12 protein-coding genes are annotated in these 12,165 nt (G+C 61.0%); 11 read left to right on the top strand and 1 reads right to left on the bottom strand.

The window, feature by feature from the left end; genetic code table 11:
* The first annotated feature begins 2 nt into the window (after nucleotides 1–2).
* The 11 genes from AC1DWQ_RS05555 (at nucleotide 3) to AC1DWQ_RS05505 (ending at nucleotide 11,022) form a co-directional block, all read left to right on the top strand.
* A complete protein-coding gene (locus AC1DWQ_RS05555; RefSeq protein ID WP_477668726.1) occupies nucleotides 3–1,961 on the top strand; it encodes an MFS transporter in 1,959 nt (652 codons plus the stop codon).
* Complete coding sequence (locus tag AC1DWQ_RS05550; protein ID WP_477668725.1) at nucleotides 1,958–2,314, top strand: DUF805 domain-containing protein; 357 nt, start codon at nucleotides 1,958–1,960, stop codon at nucleotides 2,312–2,314. The genes AC1DWQ_RS05555 and AC1DWQ_RS05550 overlap by 4 nt, the downstream gene beginning before the upstream one ends.
* 21 nt (nucleotides 2,315–2,335) lie before the next feature.
* Nucleotides 2,336–3,700, top strand: coding sequence for an FAD-binding oxidoreductase (locus AC1DWQ_RS05545; protein ID WP_477668724.1), 1,365 nt, complete (start codon nucleotides 2,336–2,338; stop codon nucleotides 3,698–3,700).
* A 15-nt stretch (nucleotides 3,701–3,715) separates the two neighbouring features.
* Nucleotides 3,716–4,594 carry a methyltransferase domain-containing protein gene (locus AC1DWQ_RS05540; RefSeq protein WP_477668723.1) on the top strand — a complete coding sequence of 293 codons (879 nt, stop codon included), beginning with the start codon at nucleotides 3,716–3,718 and terminating at the stop codon, nucleotides 4,592–4,594.
* The gene (locus tag AC1DWQ_RS05535; RefSeq protein ID WP_477668722.1) at nucleotides 4,591–5,628 is read left to right on the top strand and encodes a hypothetical protein; all 1,038 of its coding nucleotides are present in this window, start codon (nucleotides 4,591–4,593) and stop codon (nucleotides 5,626–5,628) included. The genes AC1DWQ_RS05540 and AC1DWQ_RS05535 overlap by 4 nt, the downstream gene beginning before the upstream one ends.
* 55 nt (nucleotides 5,629–5,683) lie before the next feature.
* A complete protein-coding gene (locus tag AC1DWQ_RS05530; protein ID WP_477668721.1) occupies nucleotides 5,684–6,637 on the top strand; it encodes an alpha/beta fold hydrolase in 954 nt (317 codons plus the stop codon).
* Nucleotides 6,638–6,765: 128 nt separating this feature from the next.
* Nucleotides 6,766–7,230 carry a YiaA/YiaB family inner membrane protein gene (locus AC1DWQ_RS05525; protein WP_477668720.1) on the top strand — a complete coding sequence of 155 codons (465 nt, stop codon included), beginning with the start codon at nucleotides 6,766–6,768 and terminating at the stop codon, nucleotides 7,228–7,230.
* A 27-nt stretch (nucleotides 7,231–7,257) separates the two neighbouring features.
* Nucleotides 7,258–7,716, top strand: coding sequence for a hypothetical protein (locus AC1DWQ_RS05520; protein ID WP_477668719.1), 459 nt, complete (start codon nucleotides 7,258–7,260; stop codon nucleotides 7,714–7,716).
* A gap of 13 nt (nucleotides 7,717–7,729) precedes the next feature.
* Nucleotides 7,730–8,545 (top strand): DUF2145 domain-containing protein, encoded by an 816-nt coding sequence (locus tag AC1DWQ_RS05515; protein ID WP_477668718.1) that lies wholly within the window; start codon nucleotides 7,730–7,732, stop codon nucleotides 8,543–8,545.
* A gap of 30 nt (nucleotides 8,546–8,575) precedes the next feature.
* The gene (locus tag AC1DWQ_RS05510) at nucleotides 8,576–9,604 is read left to right on the top strand and encodes a serine endopeptidase (protein WP_477668717.1); all 1,029 of its coding nucleotides are present in this window, start codon (nucleotides 8,576–8,578) and stop codon (nucleotides 9,602–9,604) included.
* A complete protein-coding gene (locus AC1DWQ_RS05505) occupies nucleotides 9,604–11,022 on the top strand; it encodes an FAD-binding oxidoreductase (RefSeq protein WP_477668716.1) in 1,419 nt (472 codons plus the stop codon). The genes AC1DWQ_RS05510 and AC1DWQ_RS05505 overlap by 1 nt, the downstream gene beginning before the upstream one ends.
* A 47-nt stretch (nucleotides 11,023–11,069) precedes the next feature.
* On the opposite strand, the gene AC1DWQ_RS05500 is transcribed toward AC1DWQ_RS05505, so the two are convergent.
* Nucleotides 11,070–12,074 carry an aldo/keto reductase gene (locus tag AC1DWQ_RS05500; protein ID WP_477668715.1) on the bottom strand — a complete coding sequence of 335 codons (1,005 nt, stop codon included), beginning with the start codon at nucleotides 12,072–12,074 and terminating at the stop codon, nucleotides 11,070–11,072.
* Nucleotides 12,075–12,165: the final 91 nt, after the last annotated feature.

The raw sequence follows: 12,165 nt of genomic DNA, 5'->3' as shown, positions 1-12,165 counted from the left end.
GCATGCCTGTTGATATGGCCGCCGCGGTGTCGCCACCCCCCGTTCACGAGCATCCGAACCAGTTCGCGCTCCTCAAGCAGCGCCGCTTCGCCCCTTTCTTCTGGACGCAGTTTTCAGGGGCGGCCAACGACAACCTTTTCAAGTTTGCCTTCACCGTGATGGTGACCTACCAGCTCAGCGTGAGCTGGCTGCCTCCCGCGCTGGCGGGGCTGGCCATTGGCGCTCTGTTCATCCTGCCCTTTCTGCTGTTCTCGGCCACCAGCGGGCAGCTCACCGACAAGTTCGAGAAGACGCGCGTGATCCGCTTTGTCAAGAACCTGGAAGTGGTGATCATGCTGATCGCTGCGGTCGGCTTCATGAGCAGCAATGCCAATGTCCAGGTGCCCGTGCTTTTGGGTTGCACGTTTTTGATGGGGCTGCATTCCACGATATTCGGCCCGGTCAAATTTGCCTACCTGCCGCAGGCGCTCAACGAGCGCGAGCTGACCGGCGGCAACGGCATGGTCGAGATGGGCACCTTCGTGGCCATTTTGCTGGGCCAGGTGGTGGGTGGGCTCATGGTGGCCGTACCCCAGGTCGGGCCGGACTATGTGGCCATTGCATGCATCGGCCTCGCACTGGTTGGCCGGCTTGTCTCGCAGTTTATTCCGCTGACGCCAGCGACTGACCCAGGCCTGAAAATCAATTGGAACCCGGTGACAGAAACCTGGCGCAACCTCAAGCTTGCCAACGGCAACCTGGTGGTATTCCGCTCCATGCTGGGTATCAGCTGGATGTGGTTTTTTGGCGCGGTATTCCTGAGCCAGTTTCCGAGTTTTGCCAAAGAGGTGCTGCACGGTAACGAGCAGGTGGCGTCTTTGCTGCTGGTGGTGTTTTCCATCGGCATCGCGACCGGATCGCTGCTCTGCGAAGTGCTCAGCAAACGCCACGTCGAGATAGGGCTGGTTCCTGTGGGAGCCATCGGCATGAGCGTGTTTGCGGTTGACCTTTACTTCGCCTCGCGCGGCTTGCCGTCAGCGCCCGTTATGACCCTGGGCGCCTTCATGTCGCAGCCTGTGCATTGGCGCGTAATGATCGACCTGGCCTGGCTCAGCCTCTTTGCCGGCCTCTACAGCGTGCCGATGTACGCGCTGATCCAGCTGCGCAGCCAGTCCACGCACCGGGCGCGCATCATCGCGGCCAACAACATTCTCAATGCGCTGTTCATGATCGTCAGCGCTATCCTGGCCGGCGCGCTGCTCAAGGCCGGGTTCAGTATTCCGCAAATCTTCCTGTTCGTTGGATTGGCCAATGCGGTGGTGGCGTTCTACATCTTCATGCTGGTGCCTGAGTACCTGCTGCGTTTCATCGCCCTGATCGCCTCGCGCCTGGTCTACCGCTTCAAGATCACCGGTGACGACAACATCCCTGCTACCGGCGCTGCCGTGCTGACCTGCAACCATGTCAGCTTTGTCGACCCGGTGCTGCTGATGGCCGCCAGCCCGCGTCCCATCTACTTTGTGATGGACCACCGCATCTTCAAAATGCCGGTTCTGGGCTGGCTGTTCCGGCTGGCCAAGGCGATCCCGATTGCACCGCGCACGGAAGACCCGGCGTTGTACGAGGCGGCTTTCGAGGCCGCCGCCAAGGTGCTGCGTGATGGTGACCTGCTCGCAATATTTCCCGAGGGCGGCATTACAAAAAATGGCGAACTGCAGGAGTTCAAAGGCGGCGTCATGAAGATTCTGGAGAATGCCCGGCGTGATGGTGTGCAGGTCAATGTGGTGCCGATGGCGCTGACCGACTTATGGGGCTCCTTTTTCAGCCGCGCCGAAAAAGGAGTTGCCATGACCAGACCCTTTCGGCGCGGGCTCTTCAACCGGGTGGGCCTGAATGTAGGCATGCCAATTGCTGCGGACAAAGTGGAGCCTTTGGATCTGAGGGCGAAGGTGGAACAACTTCTGGGACAGGACAAGACATGACTGCGCTTCAATTTTTTAAAGCTGGCGGCAGGCTTTCTCGCGGTGGCTTCTGGCTGCATGGCCTCATCGCGTGGATGGTTTTGTACCTGGCCTGGGCAGCCGCAGGGCCGGCGCCTTCGGTGGTGCTGGCCTGGCTCATCAATGGTCCGGTACTGGCGGCGCTGATATTGCTATGCATCCGGCGCCTGCATGACCGCAACCGTTCGGGTTGGTGGCTGCTGCTGGTCCTGGTGCCGGTGGCCGGCGCGTTGTGGCTGGCGTGGCAACTGGCCTTCAGGCGCGGCCTGCCGCAAGACAATCGCTGGGGCCCCGACCCGTTGGCGCCGCGCGGCGACTATCTGGTGGTGCGGTAGAGGATGACGCGGGACCACAACATGCACAACAACACTTTGATCGTGAACGATGTGACCGGCCTCAACCCGGTTGCCGTCTGGGCCATCAGCAAACCCAAAACCGTGGACGAGGTGTGCGATGCCGTGCGCCGTACCGATGGCCCGCTGTCGGTGGGCGGCGGGCATTTCAGCATGGGCGGGCAGACCGCCAGCCCCGGCAGCCTGCACCTGGACATGCGTGAGCTCAACCAGATCATCCGCTTCTCGCCGATGGAGAAAACCATACGCGTGCAGGCTGGCATTCGCTGGTGCGACATCCAGCGATTTGTTGATCCGCACAACCTCGCTGTGAAGATCATGCAGACCTATGCCAATTTCACGGTGGGCGGCGCGCTGAGCGTCAACTGTCACGGTCGCTACATGGGCCTGGGCGCAGTGGTGATGTCGGTGCGGGAGATCCGGGTGGTGCTGGCCGACGGCAGCGTGCAGGATGCTTCGCCTTCCGTCAATGCGGAACTCTTTTACGCCGTGATCGGCGGCTACGGCGGTGTGGCCGTGATCGTTGAGGCCGAGCTGGACCTGGCGGACAACACCAAGGTCAAGCGACTGGCCCGCAAGATGAGTGCGGCCGAATACATCAGCCACTTCAAGGCCAAGGTCAGGTATTTTCAGGATGCTGTTTTCCACAATGCCGACCTGTACCCGCCGCATTACCGCAAGGTGCGTTCTGTCACCTGGGCGCGTACTGACGAAGCCACGACCGAGCCAAGGCGTTTACAGCAAGGCGGTGAAACCTACCCTGTGAACCGCTACTTTGTGTGGGCCGTGACCGAAACCCCCTTGGGGAAATGGCGGCGCGAATACCTGATCGATCCCCTCCTTTATCTTTTCCGCAAGGTGCACTGGCGCAACTTCGAGGCGGGTTACGACGTGGCGGAGCTTGAGCCGGCTTCGCGCAAGCACACAACCTATGTGTTGCAGGAATACTTCATTCCGGTGGAGCGGTTTGACGACTTCGTGCCGATCATGGCGGAAATCCTGCAGCGCTATCGCGTCAATGCGCTTAATGTGTCGGTGCGGCATGCGCGGCCCGACCCCGGCACCCTGCTGGCCTGGGCCCGGGGTGAGACCTTTGCGTTTGTCCTCTATTACAAGCAGCGCACCCGGGACAACGCCATCAACCGCGTGTCGGTCTGGACGCGCGAGCTGATTGATGCGGCCATCAGTGTCGGCGGCAGCTACTACCTGCCCTACCAGCCGCATGCAACGGCGGAGCAGTTCCACGCCGCCTATCCGCGGGCCAAAGAGCTGTTCGCCCTGAAACGCAAGCTCGATCCGCAGTTCCGCTTGCGCAATGTGCTCTGGGACAAATACTACGCCCCCACATTGAACGCCTCCAACACCTGAACGACTGGGCTTGCCATGACCACAACCTCACCCGCTTCGGAATTTCGCGCCGTTTTCAGCGTCACCCGCTGGCACGACGGTTTTTACAAGTTCCTGCAGAACATTTACCGCCTTTATCCTGAGGACCGGTTTCACACACTGATCAAGAACACCTCTGCCGAGCTTGACAACGATGAAGCCATTTACCGCAGGCTCCAGCGTGAGCTGCCGAAGATCAAGCCCTTCATGGCGGACCTGACCCTGGCGTTGCCGGCGCTCTTCAAGCAGAAGAAGGAGATGGCTGACCAGACCCAGCGGCTCCTGGGCGACAAAAAGCAGATTGACGGTTATGTCGAGATCGGCTCCACCGGCCGCTACATCAGCGAGCTGAAAAAGCGCATCAAGGTGACCGGCCCCGTCACCCTGGTGAATGATGTGGCGCCCACCAACTCGCCGGTGGACATCGCAGAGCGCGGCGGCCTGTTCAAGATCGGCGGCTTTGTGCCCATGAACGACTATGACCCGCTGCCAGCGAGCCTGCCCGATGCCAGCGTGGACCTGGTGACCTGCTACATCGGCCTGCACCACTGCCCGCTGGACAAGCTGGATGCCTTTGTGGCATCCATCGTGCGTGTGCTTAAGCCGGGCGGCATGTTCATCCTGCGCGACCATGACGTCACAACGCCCGAGATGTTCACGTTTGTCTCACTGGTGCACACCGTCTTCAATGCTGGTCTGAACGGCGCATGGGAAACCAATCAGCGAGAGCTGCGCTACTTCCGTCCCGTTGCCGAGTGGGTGGCTTACCTTGGCGAACGTGGACTGAAGGACAGCGGCAAGCGCGAGCTGCAGGCGCACGATCCCTCCGACAACGTGCTGCTGGCGTTCACAAAATCCGGCGAGGCTGCCGCGTGATGCGCTGGCTGCGCAATCTCACAGTTGCGGGCGCCTTCGCCGCGCTTGTCGGTATGGCGTCGGCCTCCGGCCCTGCGCCGGTGGCGGGGCCCGAGCATGTGCGCGGCGTCGAGCAGACGCTGCTGACTTATCCCGAATGGTTTCTGGTGTTCAGCCCCTATGAGTACGGTGAGTTCATAGGTACCAGTGCGCCCAGCCGCTTTCCTTTTTATGGCCACATCGGCCAGTTCTGGGAAAGCTACAAAGCCGTCTTTGACGAGACGCGCCGCCGCGGGCTCGACCTCAACCCCGGCTATCACCTGATGATCATGGTGATAGGCACCAGCACGACGGTGGAATATGCGCTCAAGTCGGCCTATGAGACGCTCGTCGGGCGGCTCGCCGAATCACTGGCCGGCCGCACCACGCCCGAGGACAGGCATGCGGCCAGCGTTGCACAGGACTATGTGCGGTTTATCCGCGTAGAGCCCTGGTACCTGTATGACTTCGACAAGGCGCTGGCAGGTCTTTGGCGCGATGTGCCTCTCATTGGGCCTGACATGGTCCGCAAGTGGGAACGCCGCTTTGCCCTCACGACCGAATACCTGGTCAAGGCGGGTTATGCCCGGCTGATCAAGCTGGGCACGCAGACGATCTACGATGCGCCTTTGCCGGTCACTGCCGTGGTGGCAAAGCCTGTGCCGCGGGCCGACACCGCGCTGCCGGAGCTGAAGGTGCTTTCGCCGACATCCGACGGTTCGGCCCTGGTCACCATCCCCCGCTACGAGGCATTCATGCGCTATGCCCAGGCGCTGGCGGTGCAAGGCGTCAATTTCAGCGAGATCGCAGGCAATGACTCATTCATCCTGGTCAGCGTGCTGGCGCCAGGCACCTGGGAACCCACCAGCCCCGCCACGCCACTGCTGAGGCAACCTATCATCACCCGGCCCGGCACCCAGCGGGTGGTGTTGACGGTGCCCGTCAAACACCTGGCCGAGTCGTTGCGCCAGTGGCAAGCCGGCAAGCTGCAGGTGGAGCACATTTTTGACTATTAAGCGGCGAGAGCAGAAGCCAGGGCGCACCTGGCTTTTTTATCCGTGGCGCGTACTCATGGCGCTGGTGGCCTGCCTGTTGCTGGTTGTGGCTTTTTCCTGGGCCCGCATGCTGTGGGTTGAGGACCACAGCCCGCGTGAGGCGGCACCCAGGGAAGGGCGCTGGCTGCATGCGCATGACGTGGACCTGTATGTGCAGGAATTCGGCGACCCGGCCGCGCCGCCCCTGGTACTGACCCACGGCACCGGCGCATGGAGCGGCACCTGGGACCAGAACGTAAAGGCCATGGCGGCCGCCGGCTATCGCGTCATTGCGGTGGACCTGCCGCCCTTCGGCTTCAGCACGCGGCCTGCTGCGCGCGACTACAGTCGCAACGCACAGGCGCGCCGCATCATCGGCTTGATTGATGCGCTGAAGCTCGGGCCCGTTACGCTGTTGGGCCACTCCTATGGCGGCGGGCCCGCGGCCGAAGCCGCCATGCTGCAACCCGACCGCGTGCGCCATCTCATCCTGGTCGACGCGGCAATCGGCCTGATGGAATATCCCGCACCAGCGAAAAGCGGCGGCGTGGCGGCGAGCCTCTTTGGCATTCGCCCGCTGCGCACCGCACTGATTGCCGCGGTGGGCACTCAGCCCTTGTTCAGCGAATTCTGGTTGCGCCAGTTCGTGGCTCGCAAGGAGGTCGTCACGCCTTCGCGCACGGCAATTTATCGGCAGCCTTTCGTGCTGGACGGCTTCACCGCCAGCCTGGGCGACTGGGCCGCGCAATTTGCCGGCGAGAGCGGCAAGTCCCTGAGCGAGAAACCTGAAGGTTTCCGCGAGCTGCCCATGCCGCTGACCTTGGTCTGGGGGCAAGAGGACACGATCACGCCGCTGTCCCAGGCCGAAACCCTGCAGCGCCTGGTCGCCGGATCAAGACTGCTGGTATTGCCTGGCGTCGGTCATATTCCGCAAATTGAGGATCCGGCCTTGTTCAATATGCGCATGACGGAGGCGCTAAGACATCCTTGAACCGGTTCCTTGAATAAGTATCAAAATTCGATACTCTTCGATCATTGTTGAGGATCTGTATCGTTATTCGCGTGATTTTGCAGCGTTGGCCCGCACAGTAGTGGCACCTCAACAACCGCAAGGTTTTTATGCAGACGCTGATACACCGTGACTCCAAACCCTGGCAGGTTCAGGTGTGGGCCTCGTTCGTGATTGCAGTTTTCCTTTGCGCTGTGGGCTTGTCTTGGCTGCCCGGCAAGGACCTGGACCGCGCTTTCATGATCATGGGGTATTTCTTCTGCCTGTCGGCCGCTTTCGTGCTGGCCAAGTATGTGCGTGACCAGGAGCAAAGCCGGGCCGAAGGCCGGCTGACGGACACCCCAATGTTCAAGCTGGTGGTGTGGGGTGGCTTCTTCCTGGCGATGTCGCTGACGGGTTGGGGTTTGTGGCGCATGGAGATCAATGAAACCTACAAGGCTTTCCTGGGCGTGAGCTGGCTCTACCTGATCACCTGCAGCTTTACCCTGGCCAAAACCCTGCGCGACCGGCACGAAGCCGACTTGAGCGAAGCCCGTATGGGCCGCGGGCCCCGCGGTCACGCGGCCAGCGAATAAGTAACAACACTTCTTCTGGAACGCATCATGAAAAAATCATTTGCTACATATTTAATAGCTGTTTGCGCAATATTGGCGGGCGCTACGGCATCTTTTAATGCGCAAGCCCAATCCGAGGCTTCCGCTCTCAGTGCCGTCTCGGCACTGCCGGTAGCCTCCGTCGTAGTCACGGCCAGCGCCGCGGTGGGTGCAGTCGTCGCTGTGCCTGTGGTTTTGTCTACGGCCGGTACGGTGCTGGTGGTCAAAACGGTGGAGAGCACGGCAAGGGGAACGGTGTACGTGCTGGAGCGCGGCTCCGACGGTGCCCGCGCCAGCATCGAGGTGGTCGGCCGGGGCGTTGCCGGTGTTTCCATGGTCGTCGGCACCGCCGTGGTGGTCAGTGTGGTAAGCGCCGGGGTGGTGCTGTCGGCGGCCGGAGAGGCCATTGCCTTTATTCCCAATGCACTAGGCCGCGCGCTGCTGCACAACGAGCGGTTGACCCAATAAGGCGGAGTACCCCATGAAAATCACTCGAGTCGTCCTGCCGTTGTTGCTGGCTGCTTTTTTCCTGGGCGCCGCCCCAACTGTCCATGCCGGGCGTTCCTGCGAAGCGCGCAAAACCACCCCTCAAACCGTTGAGCGCGGCATGACACTGGCCGAGAAGACGCTGGCATCGCTCAATGCCAGCGGCGAGAAGGTGGTGGTGCTGGCGCGGACAGGCCAAGACCTGGGCAAGTACGGTATTCGCTATTCGCATCTGGGCCTGGCCTATCAGCTGCCCGACGGTCAGGGCGGCATAACCTGGCGCGTGGTGCACAAGCTCAACACCTGCGGCACCGGCGACTCAGCGGTTTATCGCCAGGGACTGGGCGAGTTTTTCCTGGACGACCTGTGGCGTTACGAAGCTGCCTGGGTGGCGCCTGCGCCGGAAGTCCAGGCACGCCTCCTGGCGCTGCTGCAAGACCCGGGCCGGTTGACAGCCATGCACCACAAGCCTTACAGCATCGTGAGCTACGTGTGGGGCCGCAAGTACCAGCAGTCCAACCAATGGGCGATTGAAACCATGGCCGCCGCGATGGAACCCGGGGTGACCACGCGTGAGAAGGCTCAGGCCTGGCTGCAATTCAAGGGCTACGAGCCCACCACGCTGAAGCTGGGCCCTTTGACCCGCCTGGGCGGGCGCGTGACCGCGGCGAATATCGCGTTTGACGACCATCCCAACGACAAGCGGTTTTCTGACCGCATTGAGACCGTCACGGTGGATTCGGTGTTTGACTGGCTGCAACGCGCGCAAATGACTGTGCCCGGCAAGCCCGTGACCGTCATCAAACTGTGAAAACCTGTTTTCCAGAAAACGGAGATAACCATGGCCAACACTTTGCGATTGACAGAAAAATGGATGCACCGCGGCCTCTGGCTGGTGGCTTTGGTGTTTGCCGGTTTCCTGATCGGTTTGGGCGGCACGGTGGTCGGCGATTTGCCGAAAGTCGAGAAGCAGCTCTCGGTCGACGACTACATGGACGCCACAGCCAGCAATGCGCTACGCGGCGCCATCAAAACGGCAGAGCGGGCCGAGCGTGACGCGCAAATCTCGCTGGAGCAAGCCCAGCTTAAACGCCGGGCAGCCCAGGCGGATTCGGCCGCAGCGCGCGAAACCTTCGACAACTGGCTGTCCACGCGGCGCGCCACGCAGTTGGCTGAGCAGGATGCCGAACTGCTGTCGCGCACGCGGGCGCTGGACGGGTTGAAAGACCGTGAACGCGCGGCGGGCGTCGCCGTAGAAGCTCAGCAGCAGGCGGCACTGGATGCCCGGCAGGGTGCGACGCGCGAGCGCCGCAGGCTGGCGGAGATGGAAGAGGCTGCCCAGGTGCAACTCAACGCCGAATACCGGCGTGTGGAACTGCGCATCTTTCTGTACCGCCTGGCCCTGACTCTCCCGTTGCTGGTGGCGGCCGGCTGGCTGTTTGCGAAAAAGCGCAAGACGACTTACTGGCCCTTTGTGTGGGGTTTTATCTTCTTTGCTGTGTTTGCCTTCTTCGTCGAGCTGGTGCCTTACCTGCCTAGCTACGGTGGTTATGTTCGTTATATCGTGGGCATTGTCGTCACGGCGCTGGTGGGCCGGCAGGCCATTGTTTCGCTGAACCGATACCTGGAAAAGCAGAAGCTGATCGAGCAGCTGCCGAACATGCAACGCCGCGAGGAACTGAGCTACGACACGGCACTGACAAGGCTTTCCAAAGGCGTGTGCCCGGGCTGCGAGCGGGCTGTGGACCTGAAAAATCCGGAGATCGATTTTTGTCCGCACTGCGGCATCGGCCTGTTTGACCATTGTGCGAAGTGCTCCACGCGCAAGAGCGCGTTCGCCAGGTTCTGCCATTCCTGCGGTGCCAGCTAATGCGCTTTGACCCATCGCGCAGGAGGGCGCTATCGGCAATCGCGGGTGGTGCTGCGCTGACGCAACTGAATGCCGAGGCGAAATGCCCGGTCGATCCGTTGAGTGTGTGCAATGTCGCGCATCTGAGCTCTGTGACGGTGGCGGGGATCGCGGAAATTCGTGGGACCGATGATGTCCGGCAGGCTTTAAAAAAATGGCAAGGCCGCGTGAGTGTCGGCGGCGGCAGATTCAGCATGGGTGGACAAACCGCAATTCAAGGCGGACTGCAACTGGATATGCGCTCCATGAATGCAGTGGTGAAATTCGACCCTGCCAAACGAACCGCCAGAATCCAGGCCGGTATGCGGTGGCGCGACTTGCAAACAATCATCGACCCGCAGGGGCTGGCGGTCCAGACCATGCAGAGCTACGCCAGTTTCACGGTGGGAGGTTCGGTGTCGGTGAATTGCCATGGGCGTTATGTGGGGCACGGGCCTGTGAGCCGTTCCGTCAGGGCCCTGCAGATCGTTTTGCCTGACGGTGAGGTGGTTGAAGCCAGCAGGCAAATCAATTCAGAACTTTTTCATGCCGCTATTGGCGGGTATGGAGGGATTGGCGTCGTCACGGAGATTGAACTTAATCTCGATGAAAACTTTCGCATAGAAAGATCAACGAATCGCATTTCCATTGAAGACTATCCGGGCTGGTTCCGCGAGAAGATCCAGTCTGACCCGAACGTGCTGTTGCACAACGCCGATTTATTCCCGGACCGGTTTGGCTATCCGCATTGCGTCACATGGTCACGCACCGACAAGCCCTTGACCATCCAGGAGCGGTTGACGCCGCCGGGCCGCCCCTACACGAAAGAGAAATTTTTTTTCTGGGCCATGACGGAGTTGCCTGGCGGAGCTTTGCTCCGGGGAAAAGCCGCTACTTCCATCGAAGATACCCCGGCCGTGGCGTGGCGCAATTATGAAGCCAGCCTTGATGTTGCGCAGCTGGAGCCAGCGAACCGGGATTTTTCCACTTATGTTTTGCAAGAGTATTTTGTTCCGGAGCGCCACTTCACAAGCTTCGCGCGAAAGATGGCAGACATCTTGCAAACGATTCCTACGGGAACGGTGAATGTTTCAATACGCCACTCGCCGCCTGATCATGCGGTACTGATGGCTTGGGCGCGGCAAGATGTATTTTCTTTCGTGATTTACTATAAGCAGGGCATGTCGGTCTATGCGCAGCGACACGCTGCGCAATGGACTCGCTCAATGATCGATCTGGCCTTGGCGCATGAAGGCACCTACTACCTGCCGTATCAGCTGCACGCGACAAAGGAACAATTTCTTCGTGCTTACCCTCAGGCGCCAAGGTTCAACAAGTTGCGTGAGCATATTGGCGCGTCGCGGTTCACGAATGCTTTGTGGTCGCAGTACCAGATCTGATATGAAGCCGTTCCCGAAAGGCCGACAGAAGCCGCAGGTTCCTCGACTCAGGCCATCGGCCGCCCAAAAAATGGGTAACCCGGGTCGTTGTAGCCGTGGCTGGACGCGTGGCCGGGCACGACCAGGTCATTGACAAAGATTTCGTCGTCCTTGTCCAGCACCAGTTCCACCGCACCATACACATCCTCCAGGTGCGGCAGGGTGCGCGGGCCGACGATGACCGAACTGATCAGTGGATTGGCCAGTACCCAGGCTGCGGCGAACTGGCCGGGCACTTGTCCCCGGGCTTCGCAGCGCGCCTTGATCTTCTGCGCAATGACCAGTGACTCTTCGCGGAATTCGGTCTCCAGGATGCGCTTGTCGCCGCTGCCCGCGCGTGTGCCTTCGGCCGGCGGCTGGCCGGGTGGGTACTTGCCGGTCAGCACGCCGCGTGCCAGCGGGCTGTAAGGCACCACTCCAATGCCGTAGTGGCCGCAGGCCGGCAGGATTTCAACCTCCGGGCCGCGGTTGAGCAGGTTGTAGTACGGCTGGCACACCACGGGCTGCGGCATGCCCAGCGCTTTGCACAGGTGCACCACCTCGGCGATGCGCCAACCCCTGAAGTTGGACAGACCAAAACTGCGAATCTTGCCCGTGCGAATCAGGTCGCCCAGCGTGCGCACCGCCTCCTCCAGGTTGGCGTCGTGGTAGTCACGGTGCAGGTAAAGAATGTCCAGGTAGTCGGTTTGCAGCCTGGACAGAATGGCCTCGGTTTCCTGCACCAGCCAACGGCGGGAGTAGTGGCCTTCGTTGACAGCCTCGCTGACAGGGTTGCCCAGCTTGCTGGCCAAGACCCAGTGGTTCCGCTGGCCCGCGAGAAGCTTGCCCAGGTCTTTTTCGGACTGCCCCTGGTTGTAGACATCGGCCGTGTCGATGAAGTTGAGCCCGTGCTCGCGCGCCGACGCCACGATGCGGCCTGCTTCTTCAAACGGCGTCTGCTTGCCGAACATCATGGTGCCCAGGCACAGGACGGAGACTTTGAGGTTGCTGTTTCCAAGGCGGCGGTATTGCATGGTCATCTTTGCAAAAAAAGTGGGCAGGATCGCCGATAGTGCCTGAGCCTGAATCTTTGCGCTGCACGTCGGCTATTTGGTGACTGCGGCC

The organism is Polaromonas sp. P2_G11 (assembly GCF_056403595.1).
Note: the sequence above shows the minus strand (reverse complement) of the source record. Positions and strands in the feature narration are given on the sequence as shown.